This is a genomic window from Shouchella tritolerans, from assembly GCF_025770735.1.
GTDB classification, from domain to species: domain Bacteria; phylum Bacillota; class Bacilli; order Bacillales; family Bacillaceae_D; genus Shouchella; species Shouchella tritolerans.
This window is the reverse complement of the sequence record NZ_JAODPB010000001.1, coordinates 62,544-89,381: the sequence shown is the minus strand read 5'-3', so window position 1 is coordinate 89,381 and position 26,838 is coordinate 62,544. Positions and strand designations below refer to the sequence as shown.

Here is a 26,838-nt window from a genome sequence, read left to right as displayed (position 1 = left end):
AGCATTTTACGATCATTCAAACAAGCTAGGCAAGAATAAAGAAAGTTGCGGAATATAGGCGACAATCAGCAACACGACGATCGCAATGGCAAAGAATGGCACAAGCTCTTTAACCGTTTTGCCAATCGGCACTTTTGCAAAGCTAGAAGCAACAAATAAACACACTCCTACTGGCGGAGTAGACAGGCCGATCATTAAAGACAACACCATCACAACGCCAAAATGGACAGGGTCCATCCCGATACTAGTAGCGACAGGCAATAATACAGGGAATAAAATCACAAGAGCTGCAATCGTTTCCATGAACATGCCGATTCCTAGCAATAATATAATAATAAGAAGAATGACAAAGACTGGGTTGTCTGTAATCGACAGAATCCCATTTGCGATTAAGACAGGCACTCCTTCTGAAACCAAGATCCAGCCGAACAGATTGGCAAAACCAACGAGCAGCAAAATCGAAGACGTTGAGCGCAGTGTGCTAACAAGCAGCCCTGGCACTTCTTTAAAGTTAAGTTCCCGATAAACAAAACCGCCGACAACTAACGCGTATAGCACACAAACGACCGCTGCCTCTGTTGGTGTAAAATAGCCGCCAAGAATGCCCCATAAAATGATAAAGACCATAAATAACGCCCAAAAGGCGCCAAAAAACGAAGTGACAACCTTTTTAATCGGTTGCCGTTCTCCCTTTGGATAACCGCGCTTAACAGAAATGACATAAGCAACCACCAAAAAGCCGACTGCCAACAAAATGCCAGGGATGGCGCCAGCAAGGAACAAATCACCAATTGAGACGCTGGCAAGAGTGCCAATAATGATCATCGGCAAGGATGGCGGAAGCATCGGGCCAACTGTCGAAGAAATCGATGTAACCGCAGCGGAAAAACCGGCTCCATACCCGTGCTTTTTCATCGCCGGAATCATCACAGAACCAATGCTTGCTGTATCGGACAAGGCAGTTCCTGAAATACCTGCAAACCCGAGCGAAGAAGCGATATTCGTTAACGCTAGCCCGCCGCGGATATGGCCTACAACGGCGTTGGAAAAGTCAATAATCCGTGTTGTGATTCCTCCTGCGTTCATTAAATTTCCAGCAAGAATAAAGGCGGGAATGGCGAGCAACACAAAAGAATTAATACCGGCCAGCATCGTTTGGGGAATGATCGTCAAAGGAATGCCTGCGATAAGCAAATAAATCATTGAAGACAGGCCAAGGCTAAACGCAATCGGAATCCCTGCGATAATAAAAAATATGAACAACCCAACTAATAACAATGACATCATTCTTCATTCCCCCCCTTTTCCAACGGCTTCGTCCGGTCAATAATCGAAACAAGCGAATACACCATGATTAAAAACGCCAATAAAGGGACAGCCGCATAAACATAGCTCATTTTAAAACCGATCGTTGGTGTAATAAAGTCAAGGCCGAGCTTGTAAAACCGGATTCCCTCAACAAACAAAACGACACTAAAAGCAAAGACAAGCCCTAAAATAATGCTTTCATAAAGGCGTTTTGTCTTTTCTTTTAATGGCGCTAACACCACATCAACACGGATAAATTCGTTTTTGCGCAACGCTAATGGAGCGGCTGTCGTAATGGCGTAAACAAACAAGTACCGCGATAATTCCTCTGTCCAAATGGCGTTGTATGGAAGGTAACGGCCCATAATTTGGATCACCACTACAGCAAGAAGGGCTGTAAATAACAATAAGGTTGCCCAAGCCAATAGCTTATCAAGAATCGAAATTGCCTTCATTCGCTGCCTCCTTCCTCTCCCTCTGCTACCATTTGCAGATAAAGCTCATACTGTTCTTTTCCTAAGTTTTGCTTTAAAGCAGGCAACATCGCCTCGCGGAATGCTTCTTGATCGACGTCTTCATTCAATGTCATCCCCCGTGATAACAGGCGCTCCAAGACTAATTCCGTTTCTTCCTCCAGTAAGCTTTGCGCGTATGCCTCTGCTTCCTCTGCTGCTTCCAATACAGCGGCCTGCTCACCTTCTGGCAACGCTTTCAATTGTTCGGTACCGACTACAACGTATATCCATGAGCGGACATGCTCCGTCAAGTTTAAATATTGTTGGACTTCATAAAAGCCATTGCTGTCAATTAAATCATTTGGATTTTCTTGGCCTTCAATCACGCCTTGCTGCAAGCCAGTAAAGACTTCATTCAAACTAATCACTTGCGGGCTTGCCCCAGCCTCAGCCCAAGCGTCAAGGAACAGCGGCACGTTTGGCACACGCATGCTAAATCCACGCAACTCTTCCGGAGTCGAAATTGGGTAATTAGACGTCAAGTTCCGCGGCGCCCGTTGCATATAAAACAATGGCGTTAAACCGACGTCTTCCTGAATATCTTGTTCAATCTTTCCGCCTATCTCTCCCTCAATTACACGCTCCATATGGTCTTGGTCTTCAAATGCATATGGAACCGCTAACAAAATAGCGTTTGGCGTCCACACTTCCAATGTCTCGCCGGTAATCGTCAAATCGGTCGCTCCAAAGCGGATAGAATTGATGTTGTCGACTTCATTGCCCAACTGACTATTCGGATAAATATCAATGATGACATTTCCATTTGTTTTTTCTTCGACAAGCCTGGCAAACTCCTCAGCGGTCTTATGCCATAAATGGCTTGAGTCAGATACATGCGTCATTTTCCAGCGTGTGACTTCTCCTTCGTCCCCGCTAACTGCTGTCGTTGTGCATCCGCTTAAGGCTAGTGCCAAGGCTGCAAAAAGAACGCCGACTGTTTTTTTCATCGTTGTCCCTCCTCATTACTCTAGTTGAACAGACATTCCTACTAATTGCATTGCCGACTTGCTCGGCCTCTTCCTTTTTCAAAGACCGAACAAGCACAAGCGGAATCCACGTTTGTTCATACGTCATTCGCCTTCAAAATAAGTTGGATAGGCTTGCTTTAGCTCGTATTGGTCATACGTAATTAATTTTAGATGATTGCGGACGAGCGCTTCGGCCTCATCAGCTTGTTTCACGCGTATCGCTTCAACCATTCCCTCATGGTGCTGGATCAATAAGTTCCAATTTAGTTTTGAATGGATGCTTAGCTTCAACGCTCTATTTAAGTGCGTGTTCATTTTTTGCACGACTTCCCAAATCCGCAATTTCCCCGCGCCTTCTGAAATGAGACGATGAAAGTCACGGTCTAATGCAAACAGTTCTTCTTCATCTTCGCGCTCTTTTGCCTTTTTCTGTTTAACGACGTTCTCTTCTAATAAAAATAATGCTTTTTCAGTCATTGTTTCACAGGCTAACCGAATCGTAGCCACTTCCATATGTTCCCGGAGAAAACGGGCATCCTCTACATGGGAAAGATCAATTTTTGTCACAAACGAACCACGTTGTGGGCGAATATCAAGCAAATCGTCTTCCGATAGTCTTAAAAACGATTCACGCACAGGCGTCCGGCTTACTTCCAGCTCTTCAGCTATGTCCTTTTCTGAAATCGAGGACCCTGGAGGAAGAACAAGCGTCATGATTTGCTCTTTAATCGTTTCATAGACAAAATCGGTTGTCGAATACCGTTTTCTGACAAATCGATCCATGGATTCACCTCCTCTTCGTTCTTCAACTAACATACTACCATACTACCATGCAAATATGGTAGTATGAAATGAGCGGAAACTAAAACGCTTTCATTAAGGAGGAGTTTTTATGGCCATTCGTATTCACGCCGAACAGTTGCAACATGCGGTAGCCAACGCCTTTATCAACGCCAATGTCGCGGCGGAGGATGCCAATATTGCTGCTGAGGTCCTTGTCCATGCAAATTTGCGTGGTGTCGATTCACACGGTGTTATGCGTGTCGAACACTATTTAAAACGAATTGCCGCTGGCGGCTTAAAGACCGATCCACAGCCAACGATCAAGCAAACGACTCCGTCAACAGCCGTTTATGACGCCGATCATGGGCTTGGGCACCCAGCTTCTAAAAAGGCAATGGATCATGCCATCCAACTAGCGAAAAACAATGGTATTGGCGCTGTTGCTGTACAAAACAGCAGCCACTGCGGGGCATTGTCTTACTTTGTCCAACAAGCCGCCCACAGCAACGTCATTGGGATCGCCATGTCGCAAACCGACAAAGCCGTTGTCCCGTTTGGAGGAAAAGCGCCCTTCTTTGGCACCAACCCGATGGCTTTTAGTTTCCCTGCTGAAGCTGAAAAGCCAGTTATTTTAGACTTTGCAACAAGCGAAGCCGCACTCGGCAAAATTTTAAATGCACAGGCTAGTGGAAACCCTATTCCCGCGAACTGGGGCGTTGATAAAGAGGGAAAAACGACAACCAATCCGAATGAAGTCGCACATTTATTGCCATTTGGCGGCGCAAAAGGGTATGGACTCGCCATGGTCGTTGAAGTTTTTTCCGCGTTATTGACTGCCTCGGCGTTTGGCCCCCACGTCACAAAAATGTATGGCGATTACGACCAGTACCGGCGTTTAGGCCATTTCTTTATTGCGATTGACGCGGAAGCATTTGCCCCTGCCGTTCCTTTCTCCACACAAATCGACCAAATGGTGAGTGAACTTCGCCAAGTGCCGCCAGCCGATGGATTCTCACAAGTGCTTGCCCCTGGTGATCCAGAAGCAAACACCTATGAAACTAGGCTAAAAGAAGGGATTCCTTTGCCTGAAGACGTTTGGACATTTATTGAAAGCCGGCAAATGAATACAAAAAGAAGCCTAGACTCTTAACGATTCTTGTCTCCCCTTAAGTGTTTATCTTAGGGGAGTTTTTGTATCTAAAAGAGGAAGGCGCCACTTCCCCTCCTGGCAATATGTCACCAACACCAAAAAGACTCCCATCCTTCTAATTTTAGCCTAGTTTTGTTATAACCCCGTCTCTCCCATTCTTATAAATAAAGCAACCCTGTAGCCATGCTATAGAGAAAAAAATGTTTCCTATTATTTGCTATAGACAGGCTAAATTGGTTTGCTGTTTCGATTTGCAACCACTCCAATCCTTAAAAGATTTGAGTCAAATGACGATAATAACAGTGTTGAATTTTTAAACGTAAGAGGATAACGATAGAGGGGAGCAAAAACGTGAAAAACAAATGGACGACGCTTAAGCATTGGCCTTTAAAAGCAAAGCTCATTACAGCTTTCGCCGTTGTGCTAGCCATTCCAAGTACTGTTATCGGCATAAGCTCTTACCAAAGTGCAAAGGGCAACATCATTTCGAGTATGAGTGAAGCAAATGGGGAAAGCTTACAAATTATTGACCGCACAATCGACTTATTTATAGAAGGGCAAATGGAAAATATTGAATACATGGCCCTTGCAAGCGATGCCGAAGAGTTCTTAGAAGAAGAGACTGAGGCGCAACGCACCTTGTTGCACACGTTCCAAGAAACAAGAAACCATGTGGAACAAACATATGTAGGGACAACGGCGGGAACCTTTATGAACGAGCCGACATCGTTTCAGAACCCTCCTGATTATGATCCGAGAGAACGCCCTTGGTACCAGCAAGCAATGGACCAAACGGGGGAAACAGTTATTACAGACCCATACATTTCCAATTCATCTAATAAACCAGTTGTTACAATCGCCAAAACAACGGCAGATGAACAAGGCGTAGCGGCCCTTAATTTGCAGTTGGACGCGATAACCAATTTGTTATCGACTGTCTCCATCGGCGAAAAAGGATACGTGTTTATTATTGACCAGAATAACGCTTATGTTTCCCACCCACATGAAGAGTTAGGCAGCGAGGCGAGTGAGTTTTTCTTACAGCTGCAAGACTCGGAAGAAGGCGAACTAGATTACCAGTCGGAAACAGATGATGAAAACCTCAAACTTCATTATACAACGAATGACCGTACAGGCTGGAAAATTGTCTCCGCCATGTACGAAACAGAGATTGAGCGTGCAGTAGCGCCGATCTTAAATACGACTTTACTAGTCATTTTTCTTTCCTTACTAGGCGGGGCCGTGCTTGTTTATATTTTGACACGGTCGATTGTATCTCCTATCCACAGGCTGACGACAGCAGCCGAGAAAATGAGTGAAGGGGACTTGGCCGTCACATTTAAAGTGGACAAAAATCAAAACGATGAAATCGGCAGATTAGGCAAGTCATTTGAAAAAATGCGCAACGCCCTTGCAACCATGATTGCTCATATTCAAGACAAATCCCACCAATTGTCTGCTTCCGCCGAAGAAGTCACGGCCATCTCTGGAGAAAACACCCGTGCAACCGAACAAATTGCCAACTCGATGCAGGAAGTAGCCACCGGCGTCGACAAACAGGCTGTAAGCGTAAATGAGAGTGCAGCAGTTGCGAAAAAAATGGCTGGTTCCATCAACGAAGCAGTCGAAAAAACAGACGGTGTTCAACAAACAGCCCAAGAGGCTGCCCAGTTCGTAGAAAACGGCAACAAAGCGATCAACACAAGTATTGCACAAATGACTCAGATTAAGGAAACCGTAGGAAACTTATCACAAAAAGTAGAGGGGCTCGGACAACGTTCAATCGAAATTAACAAAGTGGCCGATACGATCAAAAACATTGCTGACCAAACCAATTTGCTTGCGCTCAATGCCGCTATCGAAGCTGCCCGCGCTGGCGAAGATGGCCGCGGCTTTTCCGTCGTCGCTAACGAAGTTAAAAAACTGGCAGACCAGTCAGCCGCCGCTACGGTTGAAATTAGTGAAATGATCCAATTAACACAAGAAGATGCCCAACTAACGGTCGCACAAATGGAAACAAGCAAAGAACAAGTGGAAAAAGGCATTGAAGTCGTCAATGTTGCTGGCGAATCGTTCCACAACATTAAACGTTTCGTCGATAACGTGGCCGCGGAAGTCCATGAAGTCGCAAGCTTAATTAACAGCATTGGCCAAGGAAGCGAAACATTCGTCGCCACGTTTGACGACCTCGCTTCCATCTCAGAGACGTCGTCCGCCAGCGTCCAAAACATTTCAGCCTTTACCGAAGAACAGCTAGCTTCGATGGAAGAAATCGCGGCTTCTGTAGAAAACTTAACCCAATTCGCAGAAGAGCTGCAAGGGTTAGTGCAACAGTTTGACATTGCAGACAAGCATCAATAAAAAAACGGCTCAGCGATTTAATCATGTCGCTGGGCTTTTTTTGGCAAAACAAGTCTATTTCAAATTAAGAAAGGATCAGGTAATATAGCTCTATGCAAGCATAACCCCGTAAAGGATGGTTGAAAGTGGAAATCAGACAAGTAAAAACAAGCAACGATATTGGCGAGTTAGCACGTTTAGGAGCAGACATTTGGAAACAACATTATGTGACCATTATTTCAAACGAACAAATTGCATATATGCTAGACAAATTTCAATCGGTCCAAGCCATAACGAAACAAATTGAGGAAGAAGGATATGAGTATTACTTCCTTACCGCAAACGGCGAAAACATCGGCTATATCGGCGCCAAACAAGAAGAGGGGAAACTCTTCCTCAGCAAATGTTACATTGAAAAAAGCCACCGCGGAAAAGGGTATGCCAGCCAAGCATTTGCATTTTTAGAAACGCTCTGCCAAAAGCGCGGTTTAACAAAAATTTGGCTGACGGTAAACCGCCATAATAATGACTCCATTGCCGTCTATGAGAAAAAAGGCTTTCAAAAAGTTCGCACACAAATAGCCGACATCGGCAATGGCTATGTGATGGATGACTATATTATGGAAAAAGCACTCGTTGATCACTAAAAGGAAAAAGCACCAAGTCGAAGTCTAATCCCGGGACTTGGTGCTTTTTCTATGTTTAAAAAGTCGTAGGCCCTCTCTTTATTTCTGGCTCTAAATCAAGATTTTCTTGAAAGTGCAACCTTTTGACCGCAAAACGCCCTCTAAGTAGTAGAAAGGAGGCACAACCTATGACGGACGAAGAGCTCGCAAGAAAAGCCATTAGCGGCAATGTAGCCGCTTTTGAATCTTTGTTAATGGCTCATTATGAAAAGCTTTACTATACAGCAATGAAATACACCAACCAACATAATGATGCCCTTGACGCCATTCAAGAGGCTAGCTGCAAAGCATACTTATCGATTCACAAATTGAACCATCCCCAATACTTTATGACTTGGGTAACAAAAATTCTCATTCGCGAATGCTATCAACTGCTGCAAAAGCAAAAGAAAATGATCCCCTTTGAAGACACGGATCTATTTAAAAAGTTAGAAGGCAACCAAGAAGCACCAGCAAATGCTTCAACGTTATCAGCCGGGATTCTCGATCTCGATCCAAAATACCAGTCGGCCATTATCCTGCACTATTACCACGATCTCCCGATCAAAGAGATTGCCGGCATTATGAAAAAACCACAATCAACAATCAAATCCTACCTGCTTCGAGGGAGAAAACGATTGAAAGCCTATTATGAGAGGAGCGAACGTTTGCATGGAACCATCATTTGATAAACAGATCAAACAAGAAGTTGAGCACGCTATTCGCCAAGGGATTCTGAAGGCAGAAAAAGCGAAAAAGACAAGTTGGAAACCATGGGCTTACAGCCTTGGCGCTTCAGCCGCTGCAGTCGCGCTTCTTTTTGGCTCAGCTTACTTTTCTCCTGCATTGGCCAATAGCCTTTCCCAGATTCCAGTGATAGGCTCTGTCTTTAGCGTTTCAGGGGACGAGCGACTTAACCAGGCAAGTGAACAAGGATTGACAAAGGGATTAGATGAAACACAGACCATTAATGGAGTAGCCGTCACATTAGAAGAGCTTTTGTATGACCAAACTCGTATCTCCGTAGGATTTACTGTCCAATCTGACGAAGCGCTTACTGAAGAAGATTACAATTTCACCTTACAACCAGTCATAAACGACAAGCCTTCTTCAGCATTTTCAGCAAGCAAAGAAACGCAGCAAATCAGCGCCAATGAACAAAAACACATTTATGAATTTGAGGCGAAAGAGGTTGATTCTGACTCATTTGAACTCGGTCTCATTTTAGAAAATGATAACGGGGATACGTATTATTTTTCAGAAAGAGTAGACCAGCTTGATAGCAATCAAATTGCCGTTAACAATAGCCAACAAGCCGAAGGCATCGAACTACACGTCGAATCGTTGTCTTTAAGCCAATCTTCAACAAGCTTAACGTTCTCCGCTTCTCAAGCAGGAGAATTAACAGACCTTTCCTTGCCTATATACGATTTGGAGTTTGAACTTGTTGACCAAGATGGCAATACGATTCCTTCTTATTCTGGCGGTGTTAATGGACAGTTTGAAGATGGTGTCTGGACCATCGAAGGGGCGAAAATGTTTGATCCGCTAGATCCATCCGTCCAAAAAGTGATCGTCACCCCAGTCCTCATCACGCCAGACCGTATAGGGGAAACTGACGAACACATGGAGGAAACTCACGAAGAAGTCGCCATCGAACCTTACAATATTACGTTTGAACCATTTGAAATCGAGATTCCATAGTACTTTTTTAGAAACAGCAGAAATATCAGACTGGAAGGGCAGTGGCAGTTCTAGTGCGTAATTAATTTGCGCATAGGACTGCCATGTTCTTTATAGCATCATTTTTCCACTTAACACAGCATCACTGCTCTTGGCGATCTGGATAGGTTGTTTTTATAAATTGGACTGTTTCTTCAATCAACGACTTCAAAACCTCTATATCAATATCAGCTACTTTATTAATATACACGCACGCTTTTCCGGTCGTATGTTTTCCTAAGTCCTTAAGCAATTGTTGTTTTTTCGTTTCCTCGCAAGCAACATATAAACTGATTTTTGCTTTCCTTGGCGAAAAACCAACGAGTGGCGCATCCCCTTCATGCCCGGATTTGTACACATAATGGTAAGAACCAAATCCAATAATGCTCGGCCCCCACATTTTTGCTTCATAACCTGTCGTTTCCGAGAAAATCGTAAGAAGCTTGTATGCATCTTCCCGTTTCGACGGGCTTTCAACACTTTCAATAAATTCATGGACGCTAGCATTGGTTTCAATTGTTTTAGCCTTCTTCATTTGCCTTCACCCTTTTTGTTTATATGTGGCTCGTTTTTTTGCTGTGGACCTCTCCAGTCTTTAGGAAACGAATACACTCCTTTGTGGAGTGTTGTTATTTTCTATTATGATAAAATCGCTTTGCTTTTGCACGGTTCCCGCAGTCTGCCATTGAACACCAACGTCTGCTACGGTTGCGGCTTGTATCTAAAAACAGCCAACCACACGGGTCCCCTTCACACTTTTTCACCCTGCTTCGTTCTTTTTCAGAAACAAGAACGTCTATAGCAGACTTAACAATCGGCGGAAGCATTCCATCTAATGGATCTTCACCGTTTAAAAATTCCAATGAAAATGTAGTCCCACTAGGTACTACTTGCATTCTTCCGTAGGCATGGCCTAAGGCTTTATTCAAAATAGAAAGATCGTTAGCGTCTGGCATTTCATTGTTCGATACAAGACTAAAAATACCGTAAATCGATTCCCGCAGCTCAATCGCTTGTTGGAGAACTTCTTTAGCCTTAAAAGGTTGATTTTCTGCTTTTTTTAGCAGCGAAAGCGCTTGCTGTTTCTTAAGAATATTGGCATGCAAACTCCAGTTTACTAATCTTTCATAACTCGTCAGCAACTCCTGAGATTTCTCACTGCTATCGTGCCAACTTACTGTATTCGCAAAATCCAAACACAAACGTCCGCCCAGCAATTCATGCTCGTGTACATCTTTCTTTATACCAGACATATGCCTTCTCCTTGTTTTCCCATAAAATAACAATTGAATTTTCTCTCATAACCATTATAAAAGCTATTGACAGTTAGAATCAACCAACCGATAATATAACCATCAAAGTAATTATAGAGGGTTATGTACATATGAACAATGTACGTAATTTCACTCGAAACTCGCTACAAAAACTTGGATTAAACTTACCTCGTCTTAGAAAAAGCAAATTGGAAAGTGGTTAGAACACGAATAGAGGTGTTGCCAATCGATTTTTTTTGACCTGAACACAGTTGGTATTCCAATTGGCAGTTGTGTGGATGCATAACAAACATTTATGGAGGGCTAAACATGAGCGAAATAGTAAGGAACTCAGTTAAAACGTTAATAAAGGAAACATTTGAAGGACCAGAAGCAAAAGGGAGTTGGTTCACAGATTCTGAACCGAATTCGGGAATTTTCGGTGTACTAGAAGGGATGTCTTGCGACCAAGCTTCCCGATCCGTTTATGGAACAACATTGGCTGCACATACGGACCACATTCGCTATTATATGTGGGGAACCAATGAAATCTTGGAAAAAGGGAAACAACCAGAAATGGATTGGGAAAAGAGTTGGAACATTCATTCAGTAAATGAACAACAATGGAGCCAAATTCAGGAAGGGTTGCAAAATGAATACGTAACACTTTTGCAATCGATAGACGCGAGAGAATGGAATGAACAAACGGCCCATGAAGTGTTAGCTTCTCTCGCCCATTCAGCCTATCATCTTGGAGCGATTCGACAAATGCTAAAAGGAGTCAAAGTGTAGCTTTGACACGAGTATCGGTACTCTGTTTTTTTATACGATTCCATGGCAAAGCCTGCCTAGTTTTTAGGCAGGCTTTCCTGTGTATGCCCTTTGCTTGTTTTCCCATTCAGATGCTCCCGAGCCATACGAAGCAACCAGACAGCACGCTCGCTCGCCACCGAATACAGCAGGCTGACGGGAACAAACAGAAAAATTGCCCCAACTGACAAGCCAGTGGTGCTACGTTTGGCTCGCTTTCCGAAGCCCTGCTAAGCCGTGGTTTGTGAATTGGTAGACCAATACCGCCATTTCTGCTGGGCTTTCTTTTTTTCCTCCTACCAACCAGCTTTCAATCGCATCGATCGCTCCGCTCACAGCCATCAACGGGATATAGGGGGAGAGTTGTTCCCGCCATTTATACTGATCGATCCACCTTTCTAATATATATTTTTTAGCTAGCTCCATAATCCGCTTTTTAAATGTCGGATCACCGTGCCCACTTAACAGCACTTGGCAAATATCGCTCCGGTCGGCGATATACTCCATAATCTTTTCTGTCATATGCAAAGCTTCTTCTTCTTTGCCACAATGGTACTGGTTCAAATGATGGTCCATATCGAGCATCACTTCTTCACTGATCGTAGCAAGCAAGTCATAAGGGTCGGCATAGTGGCTGTAAAATGTAGAGCGGTTAATATCGGCCAGCTCGCATAATTCTTTAACAGTGACAGAGGCAATTGGTTTTTCTTTCAGCAAATCAACCAAGCTTTCTTTTAATACCATTTTTGTATATTTCTTTCTTCGATCGATCTTTTCAGCCATCTTCTTCCCACCTTTTTTGCGTTAGCCAACAAACAAGGAAAATATGTTGGATTCACAACAGATTATAACCGACTGTTTGTTGTTTGCCCAACACTGTGTCGTTATAATATGAAATGCATTGAAACGATTGTCAATAAAGAGGTGATACGCGCTTGTTCGTCGATACCATCCTAAAGCATAAAAAAGGCATTATCCTTTTATTTGCCATCACTGCGCTTTTCGCAGCGGTAGCCCAGTTTTTTGTATCGACCAACTACAATATGGTCGATTACTTGCCAGATGATGCGCCTTCCACCGAAGGCCTGGCGTTAATGGAAGAAGAGTTCCGTTCAACGATGCCGAATACCAATGTGCTTATTCATAATGTCTCCATGCAAGAAGCGATTCGTTATAAAGAGCAACTGGCAGGCATTGATGGCGTAAGCGACGTATCATGGCTCGATGATGTGTTTGATATTCGGATTCCACTCGAAATGGCTGACTCTGGATTGATTGAAACGTATTACAAAGATCGTGACGCGCTTTTTTCGGTAACAATTGACAGCGGCGCCGAAGTAGCGGCGACAGATGCGATTTATTCATTGATTGGCGAAGAAAACGCCGTTACAGGGGAAGCGGTAAACACAGCCACATCCCAAAATATGACTGGTTCTGAGTCCCTTTATGCCGCAGCGTTGCTTGTTCCGATTATCATCATTATTTTGGTGTTATCGACTAAATCGTGGGTAGAGCCATTGTTTTTCCTAACGGCGATCGGCGTTTCCGTCCTCATCAATTTAGGAACGAACATTTTTTTAGGGGAAGTTTCGTTTGTGACACAAGCGGTGGCGCCTATTTTGCAGCTCGCTGTTTCCCTTGATTACGCGATCTTTCTTTTACATACCTTTTCAGACGAGCTTGACCAACATCAATCGCCGAAAGAAGCGATGGCAAAGGCGCTGCGAAAATCGTTGCCGGTTATCTTTGTCAGTGCATTGACGACATTTTTTGGATTTATGTCGCTGATGCTGATGGATTTCGGGATTGGCGTCGACTTAGGATTTAACCTCGTAAAGGGAATTGTGTTCAGCTTTATATCCGTTGTCGTGTTTTTGCCTGCGCTAACGCTGACTTTTTACAAGTGGATCGAAAAAACGAAACATCGAAGCTTGATGCCAAGCTTCAAGGGCAGCGGAGCCAAGCTGCTTAAGCTGCGAATTCCTGCTCTCGTGATTGTCCTCCTGCTGCTCGTTCCAAGTTTTTTGGCACAAAGCAGCACCACGTTTTTATATGGGCTTGGGGACTTGCCTGAACAGACACGCGCTGGCGGCGATGCGAAACGAGTCGAAGAAACGTTCGGGCAATCAACGCCAATTGTCCTGCTCGTCCCTAACGATGACATCGCCAAAGAAGAAAAGCTTGTCCAGGAGTTGGAACAGATTCCCTATGTCGAATCGGTGCTTGCCTATGCCAACATGGTCGGAACAGCCATCCCTTCTGATTTTGTTGATGATGAATTGACGAGGGATTTCCATTCGGAAAACTATAGCCGCATTACTGTCTATACATCTGCCGGTGTCGAGGGGGACATTCCATTTGCGCTTGTGGAACAGACGCGTGAAATTGCGCAAAGCTATTACGGCGATACGTTTTATACATTAGGAGAAAGCGCGACGCTATACGATATGAAGGAAACCATTAGCAAAGACAACCAACTCGTCAACATCGTGACGATCATCACGATTGCCGTTGTTCTTATGTTGATGTTCCGGTCGGTTTCGATACCGATTATTTTATTACTCACCATTCAGGCAGCCGTCTGGATCAACCTGTCGGTACCTTATTTCACCAATGATCCACTCGTGTTTGTCGGCTATTTGATCGTCAGCACCGTCCAGCTGGCTGCAACGATTGATTATGCAATTTTGCTGATGGAAACGTATAAACACCACCGCCGAACGATGCCGTCCTTTGCTGCGATGAAACAGGCGCTTGATGAAAAGTTATTTCCGATTGCCGTTTCCGCGTCGATTTTATCAAGTGTTGGGTTCATTTTATGGTTTACGTCAAGCAACCCAACTGTTTCATCGATTGGCTTATTGCTCGGCAGGGGGGCTGCACTCGCCTTCCTATTGGTCATTTTATTCCTTCCGGCTTTTCTTTTAATCGCCGACCGCTTGATCGAAAAAACGACGCATCGGGCCAACTTTTACAAGGAGGAGGACTCATTATGACATTGAAAAAAACAGCAACTGCATGTGCGATCGCTGCACTCTGCATCCCTTCTATTTCTTTTCAAGCAGAGGCAAATGGAAACGGGGAAGTTGCTGCCAAAGACGAAGTCGTTTACGCCAATTTGCTTGCTAACGGTTCCTTAAAGGATATTTACGTGGTAAATGGCTTTGATGTCGCCGCGGAAGGGGACATCACCGATTTTGGCGGATACGAACAAGTCATTAACTTAACAGACTTATCACCCATCGAGCAATCCGAGGATGCATGGCAAATAACCGCTCCTGCCGGCATGTTTTATTACCAAGGCAATTTGCCAGCACAAACCGAGCTGCCTTGGACATTTGCCATCTCTTACTCATTGGACGGCCAATCCATCAACCCACAAGAGTTGATCGGGCAAAGCGGGTTGGTTGAAATCGCCATAGAGGTCAAACAGAACGAAGAAGCTGACACGTCCTTTTTTGAAAATTATTTGCTGCAACTGTCTGTACCACTGCAAAGCGATGTGTTTCACAACATAACAGCGCCAGACGCCACCATCGCCAATGTAGGCAAAGACAAACAAGCGGCTTTTACAGTCATGCCTGAAGAAAACGCCTCCTTCCACCTCTCTGCCGATGTGGAGCAATTTGAGTTTAATGGCATCGAAATATCGGCATTGCCTGCTTCTATGGCAGTCGAAGCCCCTGACGCGGGGGAACTGGAAGAGGAAATGGGCACGCTGACTAGCGCAATTGGAGCGCTGGCAACGGGGATGGGTGAAATCAAGAAAGGGATTGATGAACTCGCAGATGGCCTCAGCCAATTAGAGGATGGTTCAAGCGATTATCAAGCTGGCAGCGAGGAATTGGCTCTTTCTGGCGACGAGCTTGTCCAAGCTTCGAGCGACATTGAGGCTGGTTTAAAGGAACTGAGCAGCTCCTTAAGCGAAGCAAGCGCGCCAGAAACTGACTTTGCGTTAGATGACAGCTTATTTGCAGCTTTTGACGAACTATCAGCGGGCATAAACGAAGTAGCGGCCGGTTTAGGAGAGCTAGGCACCCATTACGGCGAAGCCTATGGAGCCTTGAAAGCAGCGGTTGAGTCCATCCCTGAGAGCGATTTAACAGAAGAAGACATCCAAACGCTCTATGAAAGCAATCCTAACTCAGAAACACTCGCCCAATTAGTTGCTTACTATCAAGCGGGGCAAGAAATAAAAGGCACCTATGCAGCTGTAAAAGAAGGCCTTGACGCCGTCCAGCCTGTTTTAGAAGAAAGCAAAGCGGGCTTAGAGGATATCGCTGCTGGAATCGATGAGCTCGCCAGCTCGCTCCAGGAAGCGTTAGGGACGATCGACATGGGCGAAGGCTTTGCCCAATTAAGTGAAGGCATCGACGAAGTAGCCAGCCAATATAGCCAGTTTCACCAAGGGTTGGTTGACTATACCGGCGGCGTTTCCCAATTAAACGACTCGTATGCCCACATTCATGAGGGCATTGGTGAAACGGCAGAAGGGTCGACGGAATTGTCGTCCGGAATGGAGGAAATCCATCATGGCGCCGAAGAGCTGGAGGAAGCAACAGCAGACATACCAGAACAAATGCAAGCCGAAATCGACGACATGCTTTCCCAGTATGACAAGTCCGATTTCAAACCTGTTTCCTTCGTCTCTCCAGAAAACAACGACGTTATTGAAAACGTCCAATTCGTCTTTCAAACGGAGCGCCTAACATTGCCTGAGGAAACGCAAACGGAAGAAGACAACAACGAAGATAACTTGAGCTTATGGCAACGCTTTTTGCAGCTGTTTGGCTTAGGGGACTAAAGACCACGAACACCGGCCAGCCTTCTGTACAAAAAGGGCTGGCCGGTGTTCCTTGTGTTGGCGTACTCGCTATTTAAACGAAATGGCAAGCAACGAAATGGCCTTGCTCTGCTTCCCTAAAAGCGGGCACTTCCTTCTTACAACGATCTTTTGCTATAGGACACCTCGTATGAAATTTGCAACCAGCTGGCGGCGATGCTGGATTTGGTATGTCGCCTTTTAAAAGAATTCTCTCTTTTTTGTAGGTAGGGTCAGGTACAGGCAAAGCAGATAGCAATGCTTTTGTGTATGGATGCAATGGGTTCTCATATAACCGGTCTCTGCTTGCCAGCTCCATCATTGTCCCTAAGTAGAGCACACCAATACGCGAACATAGATGTTCAACAACGCTTAAATCATGTGATATAAATAGAAATGCCAACTTTTTCTTTTCTTGAAGTTCTTTAAACAAATTAATGATTTGTGCTTGAATGGATACGTCTAATGCTGAAACGGGCTCATCGGCTACAATAAAATCAGGCTCCATAATGACTGCACGGGCGATGCCAATCCGCTGGCGTTGCCCACCACTAAATTCATGTGGGAATTTATTCACATGGTAGGACGGCAGTCCACAAAGTTCCATTGTTTCCAATACTTTTTGCCTGACCGTTTTTTTCGTCGCGAGGCCATGATCCAATAACGGTTCTGCTAAAGCATCGCCAATCCGTAAACGGGGATTTAACGAACTGAATGGATCTTGAAACACAAACTGAATATGGGGCCTTAACTTTCTCATTTCTTCTTTGCTTAAACGATGGAGGTTTTTTCCTCTATAAACGACTTCTCCTGCTGATAACGGCTGCAAGTTAAGAATCGATTTCCCAATTGTGCTCTTGCCGCTCCCTGACTCACCGACCAAGCCAAACGTTTCTCCTTCATGGATGACGAAACTAACATCATCGACAGCTTTTACAAGCTCTGATTGGCGATTAAAAAAAGGAGCTTTTGTCTCATAGTACTTCTTTAATCGATTCACTTCCATGACGACTGGCTTGTTTGTCATTGCGCCACCTTCTCGTATAACCAGCAAGCTACGCGATGATCCTTCTGATCGCCATCATTGATGAGGGAGGGTGCTTGATCGAGGCATATGTCCATGCAATGATCGCAACGATCAGCAAAGTAGCAAGAGGGCTTCAAATCAATTAAAGGCGGAACTTGCCCTGGGATGGTATAAAGTTTCTTTTTCCTTTGCCCGATGACAGGTTTCGCTTGGAGCAACCCTTTTGTATATGGGTGCTTCGGGTTAAAGAAAATCTCGTCTACCGATCCTTGTTCGATGATTTTACCGGCATACATCACAACAACATAATCGGCGACTTCCGCGACAACCCCTAAATCATGAGTAATTAACAACATTGACATCCCTTGCCTGTCTTTCAGCTGTTTTAACAATTCAAGAATTTGCGCTTGGATCGTGACATCGAGTGCCGTTGTTGGTTCATCGGCAATCAGCATTTTTGGCTCACATGCGAGGGCAATCGCAATCATAATTCGTTGCAGCATGCCGCCACTCATTTGATGTGGATACGATTTCAGCACTTGCTCTTCTCGCCCAATCCCGACTCGCTTGATGAGTTCAAGTGCTTTCACCTTTGCCTGTTTCTTTGAGATCGATTTATGTTCTAATAAGACTTCTGTCATTTGTTCACCAATCGTCAAGACAGGATTTAACGAAGTCATCGGTTCTTGGAAGATCATGGCCAATTCGTTGCCACGCAACCGCCTCATCTCGCCCTTAGACAGCTTTGTTAATTCGTTTCCAGCCAACTCAATCCTCCCTGTTACAGAAGCTTGGCCTTGAAGCAATCCCATAATTGACATCGCTGTCACACTCTTCCCACATCCTGATTCACCTACAAGACAAACGGTTTCTCCTTGTTTTACAGAAAAACTTATATCATCAACGGCTTTTACAGTGCCTTCGTCTGTTTGAAAATACGTGCGCAAATTGCTTACTTGCAGTATTGGCTTAACCATACCCCTCACCTGCTTTTCATATTTGGATCAATCGCATCACGAAGCCCGTCGCCTAGGAGGTTTACAGCTATGACTGTGATAAAAATAGCTAACCCAGGAGGAACCCAGAGCCAAGGCCTGTTTGTAAAATCGATTAGCGTATTCGCTGTGTTAATCATATTCCCCCAAGAAGCAGTAGGGGGAACGACACCTAAACCGAAAAAACTAAGCACCGATTCACTTAAGATCGCTCCACCTACACTTAACGTCGCTGTTACGATTAATAAGGGCACTACATTCGGCAGCAAGTGGTTAAACACTTTTCTTCTGTCTCTTAAACCTAGCGCGTCTGTTGCTTGCATAAATTCCCGTTCCCTTAAGCTGAGTACTTGACTTCGCACGAGGCGTGCCAAGCCTGGCCAATTTACGAGGCTTAACATCACCATGACGATATAGAGCCGTTGTTCCGCCGGCACCCGCCACTCTGACATAACAGCCGCCATAATAAACAACAACGGCAAGCCAGGCAGTGTCATTAACACATCTGCTAGTCTCATAATGACTTGATCGACAATCCCTCTGTAATAACCAGCCAAAATCCCTAGAATGCCGCCAATCGTCACTGCCAGTGCCATGGCGCCAAGTCCGACTGTCAGCGAAATGCGCCCAGCCAACATCAAACGCGTCAGCACATCGCGGCCTAAATGATCGGTTCCTAACCAATGAGAAAGACTAGGAGCCTGATGAATCGCCTGCGTATTCGTCCCAACTGTCGTGTAAGGAGAAAAAAACGGACCGACAAAGCTAAATAAAAAAACAATGATTAGGACAATTAAGCCAAACAACGCCATTTTCTTCTTAATAAATCGCCTGCCCACTTCTTTCCATAGCGACGACCTCTTACTGCTGCCTTTAGGAAGAGGAGTCGTTGAGCGAATATTTGGTTGCTGTTCCATGCTGTCCTCCTTCCTACTTAACACGGACGCGGGGATCGGCGACTCCATAAAGCAAATCGGCGATTAAATTGCTAATCACCGTCAGGACAGCGATAAACATCGTAAATCCCATTAAGAGCGGATAATCCCTGACGGAAAAAGCTTGCATGTAAATCGCCCCTATCCCTGGCCAGTTAAAAATTTGTTCTGTAATAATGGCGCCGCTAAAAAGTGCAGGTAACTCAAACGCAAACAACGTGATCGCAGGAAGCAGTGCATTTCTTAATGCATGTTTATAAACAACCACTTTTTCTCTTAACCCTTTCGCACGGGCTGTACGAATGAAATCCTGTTTAATCACCTCTAGCATATTGGTGCGAAAGTACCGCGTTAACCCGCCAATCCCGAGCATCGTGAGCACAAGGACCGGCAAGATCATATGTTCTAATACGTCTTTAATATAAGCAAATCCACTGTACTCAACGCCGGACGTCGTCATTCCACCGGCAGGAAACCAGCCGAAATCCACTGCAAAAATTTTAATCACAATCAAGCCGAGAAAAAAGGACGGCGTGGCCATCGCCGCAAAAACAAGAACAGTAACGGCCGCATCATAGAAAGAGTACTGTTTGGTCGCGGAAACAACGCCAACAATTAAAGCGATCCCCCATGTAAGAATGAGCGACGCCCCGGCGACAATAAAAGAGCTCCATATGTAATTTCCAAGCACCTCACTGACAGGACGCTGGAATTGAAGCGAATAGCCTAGATCCCCTTTCAACAGGTTTCCAACCCACACAAAATAACGAACAATTGTCGGTTGGTCAAACCCATACAGCGCGTATAACTCTGCTTTTCGTTCAGCAGTCAAATTCGGATCAGAGTCAATAAAATTGCCAGGGATCATGGAATATAAAAAGAAGATCAAGATCGATGCCCCAATTAACGTTGGTATTAAGTACAATAGCCGTTTTATAAAATAATTCCCCAATGCCACCCCTCCTTGCCAGAAACGTTAAAAAGAGGGGGATAGACACCCCTCTTTTTAAGGTGTGTCTACCACCCGCAAGTTTTCTAAACTCAAGCTAATGCCTCGAAACCCATTCGGTTCAAACCCTTCTACACGTGCATTGGTTGCCGCAAGGGATTTGTTGTAATTGAGCAGAATGATAGGGGGATCTTCTTTTAACTTTTCATAAAGCTCATGGTAGGCTTCCGCCCTAGCATCAAGATCACTTACAGCTACGGAAGCTTCAATTAAACGATCAATTTCCTCATTTTTGTACCCTCTAAATGTATTGCCAGTATGGCTTGAATGAAATGCTTGCACGCCGATATGTGGATCTGGCTGCATCGTTGTCGAGAAAGACACGAGATCATGATCGCCGTTGTCAACACGCGCCAGCAACGCATTAAAATCCATTTGTTCAATTTGAAAATCGACGCCAATGTCTTTATAGTTTTCTTGCGCAAGCGTCACGAAAATGTCATTGCTGCCACTGCCATCCGTTGTAAAGAAATAGACCGTTAACTTCTGCCCGTCTTTTTCTCTTATGCCGTCAGGTCCTTCCTTCCATCCCGCCTCGTCTAGAAGCCGCTTCGCTTCTTCAGGATCATATGGAAACGCCTCTACTTCGTCTGTATAGGCCCAAGAAATAGGCGACACCGGGACATTGGCTAGCTGTGCGTATCCTTGAAACCGAGCGTCAATGTACGCTTGCCGATCTAGCCCCAAATTAAAAGCAATCCGAACATTCGGATCTTTAAACACCTCGGACTCATGGTTAAAGGCGATATAACTGTAATTCGACGAAGTATACAGATCAATATTGGCAAACTCCATTGACTCCAACAGTTCAAAATTATCTTTCGTAGCGACAAAACCGCTGTAATCCAATTCCCCAGTTTGGAAAAATTGTTGCGAGTCCCCTTCAGTCGTTCGGTACACAAATGTATCGACGTCTGGTTTGCCGTTATAATAATGCTCATTGGCCGAGAACCGAATCTCTTCTCCAGGATGGTACGCCTCAAATTTAAACGGACCTGCCCCAAGTGGTTTTAAATGATAGTCACTCATATAATCCAAGTCGCCTTTTTCGTATTTCTCTCCATAATATTTTTCACTAAGCACAGTGCCGCCAAGCATAGTCAACGCTCGTGCATTTGGTTCTTCTAGCTGAAATTCAATCGTTTGATCGTCAATTACATGAATGCCGGCAATGCTGTCAGCATCGCCTTCCTTATATTCAAGGCCGCCAACCAAGTTGGTTTCTGTCAAATCCGTTGTTCCTGGATAATCAGGATCAAACAAAAGCGTTACCGTAAAAGCCACATCATTTGCAGTAAGAGGCGAGCCGTCATCAAATTTTAGGTCATCCCGTAAATAATATGTATAGGTTAATTCATCTTCCGAGATGTCCCAATCCTCTGCAAGCCTCCCGAATGGCTCCCCCTTTTCATTTATGTCAACAAGGGGAGGGAACATGACAGCTTGCACATTTCCATCATAGCCACTTGTATTAAAATGCGGCGTAAAGATGCCTCCTGGCTCCTGTAAACCGACAACAACCGTATTCCCTCGATTGCTTGCTAATGCAGGTGAGGAGGATGGATCAGCCGCTTTTACCTTTACATCTTCTACAACCGTTGATTCCTCTTGGTTTTCGTCGTTCTCCTCTAAAGAACGGGTTGAATCATCTGCGCCCATCTCCGTATTGCAAGCGCCTAACAATGCCACTGTAAGAAAACCAGGGTAGAGCCATTTTTGTCTTAAAACCAATCGAACTCCTCCTTCACGAATTTTTCAACGTAAACTAAGTCTTATTAAAACATATAATTCCTATAAGTCAACCCAATTTTATAAGTATACCCATTTTCTATCACTCCCTATGAATAAAAAGAAAATTCAATTAAATAATCTCGCCTGCAAACACGAACGATCAACTTGTAAAATGGAGATAGGAATCCCCCTTAAAACCATGTTTATGTCGATAGAGAAGAGGATAGGACTATTTCCTTAACAACGTAGGAGATAGGGATTTTAGAGAATGGCGTGATGATCCTTTAAGGAGGACCGCTTGGTAAAACCCCTAAGTGGCTAAATAAGAGGGTATTTTGAACAATTCTACATGAACAAAAACAGCGGATTTATTCCAAACGGCACTCTAATATGGTACGGTAAAATCGTTAGCCACTATAGAACGTTTACTGAAATGACCGACTAGGGGGATCAGCATGATTGCGCTCTATATCATTATTGGATTGATTTGTTTAATTGGTTTAATTGTATCGTTATTCGCTATGAAATCCACCGATTCTTCATACAGCAGCGAAAAAAGCTTAAAGACCTTTACGTGGCTCTATTTTTTAATTGTGCCGATTTCTGTTATCGTCGTTGTGATTATTGCTTTTGTTATTTAGGCGCTGATAAATGAAACCGCACTCACGCCAAACAGTCATATGTATGGTCTCTCCCTTTATACCCCTACCGTGCTTTATATACAGACAAACCGCCTTTAAGAGTATATCCTTTCTTAAAGGCGGCACGTTTACGCTATTCTAACATCATCATGATGACGACAATGATCAGTAAGATTAAGTACACTTTGGAATAGACAGCATCGGGGATCTTTTGCGCCCACGACCGCCCCAACGGTACGCCAATAAACCCACCGATTGTAAATCCACACAAAGCCGGAATAAAGATAAAGCCAAGCGTGGAGCCAGGCATCCCCTCTATTTGCAAACCTGTGATTAAAAAAGTGAAGGCCCCCACAATCGCAATCGGCAAGCCTAGCGGTGTAGCAAGGGCAACCGCATTCAACATCCGCATCCCTTGCTTTCTTAAATAAGGAATTGTCATGACACTGCCGCCAACACCCAACATCGTTGATATCAACCCGATGACAACACCTACTGGTCCCCTTGATTTCCGACTTGGCATCCGAAAATCTTGGTCCTCCACATGGGCAGTAAATGTTTTTTTAAATAGATTGCTTACAATGACGTACAACAATAAACCGATAAAGGCAAACCTTAGAAAATCGCTATTGATATAAACGGCACTAACTCCTCCTATTAAAGAACCGATGGCAATATAGAAAACCATCCCTCTAAAAACAAACCACTTCACATTGCCTTTTTTCGCGTGGTTGAACGTGGAATTGAACGAGTTAATGATCATTACAGCAAGAGAAGTGCCCACAGCCGTATGCATCAAATAATCTGGTGGAATGGAGTCAGGCAAGAATGCAACCAATACAGGGACAACTACAAACCCTCCCCCAAAGCCAAATAAACTTGAAAGTATGCCAATCAAAATCCCGATTAATGAATAAAGAATGATCGAAATGAGCACCGCACACCCTACTTTCACGAGTAAGTCTGTATACTAATATAAAAGAAAAAAGCCACTTCCAGATCCCCGGAATGACGTTGGCGAACAGCCAATGTTGAAATGACTTACTATTAGATTAACGTAGATCCATAACCGTTGCAGCAACTTTTTAAGAATTTCATCAGATAGCGGTTATCAAATCTACTAAATTAAAAAATGGCTAACAAGGAGATCTTTATGACTCAATACATATACATCGCTTCTCCGCTGAAATTGCCACAAGGTGGTTACGGCCAAAAACCTATTTCAAAGGATAAGCCCCACATATTTAAAGATAAACTCGATTTTACTCATCTGTTTTTTGAAAGAAATTACGATAATGAACGGAAAAAGCGCTTTACCTATTCCCAACACTTTTCGTTTAAGCATCAAGTAGCTGCGTATGATAATGCCATTCCACTAAAAGGAGAATGCACAAATAAGCCAGTCGAAGAAAAATGCTTAACGATCTTGTACGATTATTTAGAAGCGGCTATCCATACGAGCCGTATAATCGAGTATTTTACTAGTGTGAACGGGCAAGAGGATAAGCCTATTTCGAGAACGAAAACTGTTGACTGGACCGATATAGAAACACCTTATGACCTTGTGTTAGCAGATAGGGAGTTTTGGCAAATAACGCTATGGTAATTGGAGGGGTAGGTTGCGAGGGTTTTAATAATTTCTTTTTATTCTATACGCTAAAACATCAAAAAACAGGCTGCTTCATGCAACCTGTTTAACATTTATTGTTTGGTTTCTCCCCACTGTCTCACCGGTTTATAGCCGGAGTGATGAAGAAACTGATGGACTGTATCGTCACTTAAACCGTTGATGATTATGCCTTTCTCTAATGCTGTTATATGCATGCGCGCTGTGTATTCAAGCGTTTGCAATGCGGTGCGTGCTTCTTTCAAATTCACATCGCAAACGATAATGCCGTGATTCTCTAACAGAAAGACGTTTGCCTCTTTTGCTTTCTCCTTAACGGCTTGGGCTAGCTCTTTACTGCCTGGCTGATAGTAAGGAATACGCACGATTCTCTCCAGATAATACATCGACTCGACAAAGTAGTTCGATGGCAAACGAAGGTCGGTATTAGCGATCAATGTGCTGTAAAACGGGGATGAATGGAGCACAGCCCCGATTTCTGGCCTCTGTGCGTAAATGCCTTCATGCATTACATATTCTTTTGAAGGCTTTTTGCCAGCAAGGTGCTCTCCTCCTTGGCAATATGCAAAATCCTCTGCTTCTAATTCGCCCAAGTACGTGCCAGTAGCGGAGATCAAATAGCCTTCTTCACATCTTGCACTAATGTTCCCTGCCGTTCCCCAAGCGAGGTCTTTCTCCATCATAAACGTTCCTGTCTTTTGCAAGTCTTGCAAAATCGAATGGTTTTCCATATCTAACGCTCCTTTTTCGCTTTGATCATTTCATCCACTCTACAACCGTCATTGTGAGAGAAGGAATAAATGTGACAATGAATAAGCAGATCAATATAGCGATGTAAAATGGGATAAGGCTTACTGTTAATCGATCCATTCTTAAGTTGGCAATTTTCGATACAACAAAGAGATTTAACCCAAGTGGCGGCGTGACCATGCCAACTGCAAGTGTGACAATCATGACGATGCCGAAGTGAACAGGGTCAATCCCTAATTCCGATGCGACGGGTACAAGAATCGGTGCCAAAATAATAATCGATGCGTTTGTTTCCATAAACATCCCTACGAGGAGGAGTAATAGAACAACAATACTAAGAAATACCAACGGATTTTCGGAAATGGACGTAATGACGCTGGCCACTTGCTGCGGTACGTTCTCAATTGTTAAAATCCAACTAAACAAGCCTGCTGCCGCTAAAATAAGCATGATTGTAGCAGTCGTTACCGATGCTTGAGACAAAATGGTTCTAATTTTCGCGAACGTAATGGTTTTATAAACAAACACACCAACAATGATTGCATAAGCGACAGCTACACCAGCGGCCTCTGTTGCTGTAAACACACCTGAGTAGATTCCGCCTAGAATAATAACGGGCATAATTAAGGCTGGCACGGCTTTTACAAAAGCCTCGCCAATCTCTTTCCCGCTTTTCTTTTCTTCTTTTGAATAGTTCCGTTTTTTGGCAATAATATAAACAGTCGTAATCAGGCCAATCCCAATAATGATCCCAGGTACCATCCCGGCAATAAACAAATCGCCAATCGATGCTCCGACTGCTGTTCCATACAAAATCAACGGGATGCTCGGCGGTATAATAATGCCAAGTGTTCCTGATACAGCTTGCACGCCTCCTGAAAATTCTTTTTCATACCCTCTGCTAATCATTGCCGGTACTAAAATCGCACCTAAAGCAGCCGTCGCGGCCACACTTGATCCTGATATAGCGGCAAAAAACATCGTCGTCACAACGGTCACAACAGCGAGTCCTCCTGTTAAATGGCCAGTAATCGCATTGGCCAGGTTAATGAGCCGTTGTGAAATTCCGCCATATTCCATCATAACACCAGCTAAAACAAATAACGGAATCGCCAGTAAAGGAAACGAGTCAAGGGACACAAACGCTCGCTGTGCAAGCGTTAATAGTGGAATATCGCCTGCTACAATGATCGCAATACTTGTCGATAAGCCAAGTGAAATGGCTACCGGCACACCGATAAAGAAGAGAACGAGTAACGATATAAGCAATACAATGATCATTTGCTCTCACCAACTATTCTGTCTATGCTGCCTGCAACTTTTTTCGGCTTCAAAAGCAAGGCAACAGTATTTAATAGCATTAATACGGCGCCAAGAGGGATCGCTGCATATGCCCACGCCATTGAATATTGCAATGTAGGGGTCGACTGACCAATAACCATGAACGTTAACTGTGCTCCACAATAGGCTAAAATGAGGAAAAATACAGCACTAATCACTAAAATAACCGTTTGCAACCTCGCTTTGTTTTTGTGGTTGATGACCTCTACTAAAAAATCAATCGCAATATGCTGATTATGACGTGTCGCTAACCCTGACCCTAGGAATACAATATAAATCATTAGATAACGAGCAATTTCTTCTGTCCATGCTAGTGGAACATTAATGACAAACCGTGTTGTTACTTGTAAAACGACGAGCACCGCTAAGAGCGCCAACATCACAGATACAATCGACTTAACTCCATTATTAATACCATCAATGATTCGAATGTACGTATTCATCCG

26 protein-coding genes are annotated in these 26,838 nt (G+C 44.1%); 10 read left to right on the top strand and 16 right to left on the bottom strand.

Annotated features, from left to right (window positions below; translation table 11 throughout):
- Positions 1–12: 12 nt before the first annotated feature.
- From N6H06_RS00440 to N6H06_RS00425, 4 genes are all read right to left on the bottom strand, one after another.
- Positions 13–1,287 carry a TRAP transporter large permease gene (locus N6H06_RS00440; RefSeq protein ID WP_263705383.1) on the bottom strand — a complete coding sequence of 425 codons (1,275 nt, stop codon included), beginning with the start codon at positions 1,285–1,287 and terminating at the stop codon, positions 13–15.
- Positions 1,284–1,763: a TRAP transporter small permease gene (locus tag N6H06_RS00435; protein ID WP_062744715.1), complete on the bottom strand. Its 480-nt coding sequence runs from the start codon at positions 1,761–1,763 to the stop codon at positions 1,284–1,286. The genes N6H06_RS00440 and N6H06_RS00435 overlap by 4 nt, the downstream gene beginning before the upstream one ends.
- A complete protein-coding gene (locus tag N6H06_RS00430; RefSeq protein WP_062744713.1) occupies positions 1,760–2,770 on the bottom strand; it encodes a TRAP transporter substrate-binding protein in 1,011 nt (336 codons plus the stop codon). The genes N6H06_RS00435 and N6H06_RS00430 overlap by 4 nt, the downstream gene beginning before the upstream one ends.
- Before the next feature lie 123 nt (positions 2,771–2,893).
- Positions 2,894–3,574, bottom strand: coding sequence for a GntR family transcriptional regulator (locus N6H06_RS00425; protein WP_062744712.1), 681 nt, complete (start codon positions 3,572–3,574; stop codon positions 2,894–2,896).
- Between the two features lie 109 nt (positions 3,575–3,683).
- On the opposite strand from N6H06_RS00425, the gene allD reads away from it, so the two are divergent.
- The 5 genes from allD to N6H06_RS00400 all read left to right on the top strand — a co-directional run bounded on the left by allD (position 3,684) and on the right by N6H06_RS00400 (position 9,433).
- Complete coding sequence (gene allD / locus N6H06_RS00420; protein ID WP_263705382.1) at positions 3,684–4,724, top strand: ureidoglycolate dehydrogenase; 1,041 nt, start codon at positions 3,684–3,686, stop codon at positions 4,722–4,724.
- Positions 4,725–5,075: 351 nt separating this feature from the next.
- Positions 5,076–7,085 carry a methyl-accepting chemotaxis protein gene (locus tag N6H06_RS00415; RefSeq protein ID WP_062744709.1) on the top strand — a complete coding sequence of 670 codons (2,010 nt, stop codon included), beginning with the start codon at positions 5,076–5,078 and terminating at the stop codon, positions 7,083–7,085.
- A gap of 125 nt (positions 7,086–7,210) precedes the next feature.
- The gene (locus N6H06_RS00410; RefSeq protein ID WP_318527480.1) at positions 7,211–7,711 is read left to right on the top strand and encodes a GNAT family N-acetyltransferase; all 501 of its coding nucleotides are present in this window, start codon (positions 7,211–7,213) and stop codon (positions 7,709–7,711) included.
- 167 nt (positions 7,712–7,878) lie between these two features.
- Entirely contained in the window at positions 7,879–8,418 is a 540-nt protein-coding gene (locus N6H06_RS00405) for a sigma-70 family RNA polymerase sigma factor (protein WP_263705381.1), read from the top strand.
- Complete coding sequence (locus N6H06_RS00400; protein ID WP_263705380.1) at positions 8,402–9,433, top strand: DUF4179 domain-containing protein; 1,032 nt, start codon at positions 8,402–8,404, stop codon at positions 9,431–9,433. Before N6H06_RS00405 ends, N6H06_RS00400 begins: the two co-directional genes overlap by 17 nt.
- Before the next feature lie 121 nt (positions 9,434–9,554).
- On the opposite strand, the gene N6H06_RS00395 is transcribed toward N6H06_RS00400, so the two are convergent.
- Both N6H06_RS00395 and N6H06_RS00390 read right to left on the bottom strand, forming a co-directional pair.
- On the bottom strand, positions 9,555–9,986 hold the full coding sequence (locus N6H06_RS00395) for a DUF1801 domain-containing protein (protein WP_062744701.1): 432 nt from the start codon (positions 9,984–9,986) through the stop codon (positions 9,555–9,557).
- 94 nt (positions 9,987–10,080) lie between these two features.
- Positions 10,081–10,704 (bottom strand): CGNR zinc finger domain-containing protein, encoded by a 624-nt coding sequence (locus N6H06_RS00390; protein ID WP_062744700.1) that lies wholly within the window; start codon positions 10,702–10,704, stop codon positions 10,081–10,083.
- A 330-nt stretch (positions 10,705–11,034) separates the two neighbouring features.
- On the opposite strand from N6H06_RS00390, the gene N6H06_RS00385 reads away from it, so the two are divergent.
- Complete coding sequence (locus N6H06_RS00385) at positions 11,035–11,496, top strand: hypothetical protein (RefSeq protein ID WP_263705379.1); 462 nt, start codon at positions 11,035–11,037, stop codon at positions 11,494–11,496.
- 219 nt (positions 11,497–11,715) lie between these two features.
- On the opposite strand, the gene N6H06_RS00380 is transcribed toward N6H06_RS00385, so the two are convergent.
- The gene (locus N6H06_RS00380; RefSeq protein WP_062744696.1) at positions 11,716–12,297 is read right to left on the bottom strand and encodes a TetR/AcrR family transcriptional regulator; all 582 of its coding nucleotides are present in this window, start codon (positions 12,295–12,297) and stop codon (positions 11,716–11,718) included.
- A gap of 152 nt (positions 12,298–12,449) precedes the next feature.
- Between N6H06_RS00380 and N6H06_RS00375 the strand changes: the two genes are divergently transcribed.
- Entirely contained in the window at positions 12,450–14,510 is a 2,061-nt protein-coding gene (locus tag N6H06_RS00375; RefSeq protein ID WP_263705378.1) for an efflux RND transporter permease subunit, read from the top strand.
- Complete coding sequence (locus N6H06_RS00370) at positions 14,507–16,318, top strand: YhgE/Pip domain-containing protein (RefSeq protein ID WP_263705377.1); 1,812 nt, start codon at positions 14,507–14,509, stop codon at positions 16,316–16,318. The genes N6H06_RS00375 and N6H06_RS00370 overlap by 4 nt, the downstream gene beginning before the upstream one ends.
- A gap of 73 nt (positions 16,319–16,391) precedes the next feature.
- Here the strand turns inward: N6H06_RS00370 and N6H06_RS00365 are convergent, their stop codons facing one another.
- Genes N6H06_RS00365 through N6H06_RS00345 form a run of 5 tightly spaced genes read right to left on the bottom strand, consistent with a single transcriptional unit; the run spans position 16,392 to position 21,961 of the window.
- Positions 16,392–17,363 carry an ABC transporter ATP-binding protein gene (locus N6H06_RS00365; RefSeq protein ID WP_062744690.1) on the bottom strand — a complete coding sequence of 324 codons (972 nt, stop codon included), beginning with the start codon at positions 17,361–17,363 and terminating at the stop codon, positions 16,392–16,394.
- A complete protein-coding gene (locus tag N6H06_RS00360) occupies positions 17,360–18,340 on the bottom strand; it encodes an ABC transporter ATP-binding protein (protein WP_062744688.1) in 981 nt (326 codons plus the stop codon). The genes N6H06_RS00365 and N6H06_RS00360 overlap by 4 nt, the downstream gene beginning before the upstream one ends.
- Before the next feature lie 5 nt (positions 18,341–18,345).
- Entirely contained in the window at positions 18,346–19,275 is a 930-nt protein-coding gene (opp4C, locus tag N6H06_RS00355; protein ID WP_062744686.1) for an oligopeptide ABC transporter permease, read from the bottom strand.
- Between the two features lie 13 nt (positions 19,276–19,288).
- Positions 19,289–20,245, bottom strand: coding sequence for an ABC transporter permease (locus N6H06_RS00350; RefSeq protein ID WP_213028863.1), 957 nt, complete (start codon positions 20,243–20,245; stop codon positions 19,289–19,291).
- A 54-nt stretch (positions 20,246–20,299) separates the two neighbouring features.
- On the bottom strand, positions 20,300–21,961 hold the full coding sequence (locus N6H06_RS00345; RefSeq protein ID WP_153020506.1) for an ABC transporter substrate-binding protein: 1,662 nt from the start codon (positions 21,959–21,961) through the stop codon (positions 20,300–20,302).
- A gap of 527 nt (positions 21,962–22,488) precedes the next feature.
- Here N6H06_RS00345 and N6H06_RS00340 point away from each other — a divergent pair.
- On the top strand, positions 22,489–22,674 hold the full coding sequence (locus N6H06_RS00340) for a hypothetical protein (RefSeq protein ID WP_035205729.1): 186 nt from the start codon (positions 22,489–22,491) through the stop codon (positions 22,672–22,674).
- Between the two features lie 133 nt (positions 22,675–22,807).
- Here N6H06_RS00340 and N6H06_RS00335 read toward each other — a convergent pair whose 3' ends face one another.
- Positions 22,808–23,611: a sulfite exporter TauE/SafE family protein gene (locus N6H06_RS00335; protein WP_213028864.1), complete on the bottom strand. Its 804-nt coding sequence runs from the start codon at positions 23,609–23,611 to the stop codon at positions 22,808–22,810.
- 216 nt (positions 23,612–23,827) lie between these two features.
- On the opposite strand from N6H06_RS00335, the gene N6H06_RS00330 reads away from it, so the two are divergent.
- Positions 23,828–24,280 (top strand): hypothetical protein, encoded by a 453-nt coding sequence (locus N6H06_RS00330; RefSeq protein WP_263705376.1) that lies wholly within the window; start codon positions 23,828–23,830, stop codon positions 24,278–24,280.
- 95 nt (positions 24,281–24,375) lie between these two features.
- Here N6H06_RS00330 and N6H06_RS00325 read toward each other — a convergent pair whose 3' ends face one another.
- From N6H06_RS00325 to N6H06_RS00315, 3 genes are read right to left on the bottom strand one after another with little or no spacing between them, the layout of a single operon-like run.
- Positions 24,376–25,032, bottom strand: a complete 657-nt coding sequence (locus N6H06_RS00325) for a class II aldolase/adducin family protein (RefSeq protein ID WP_263705375.1) — start codon at positions 25,030–25,032, stop codon at positions 24,376–24,378.
- Positions 25,033–25,057: 25 nt separating this feature from the next.
- The gene (locus tag N6H06_RS00320) at positions 25,058–26,332 is read right to left on the bottom strand and encodes a TRAP transporter large permease (RefSeq protein WP_213028867.1); all 1,275 of its coding nucleotides are present in this window, start codon (positions 26,330–26,332) and stop codon (positions 25,058–25,060) included.
- Entirely contained in the window at positions 26,329–26,835 is a 507-nt protein-coding gene (locus N6H06_RS00315) for a TRAP transporter small permease (RefSeq protein ID WP_213028868.1), read from the bottom strand. Before N6H06_RS00315 ends, N6H06_RS00320 begins: the two co-directional genes overlap by 4 nt.
- Between the last annotated feature and the right edge of the window lie 3 nt (positions 26,836–26,838).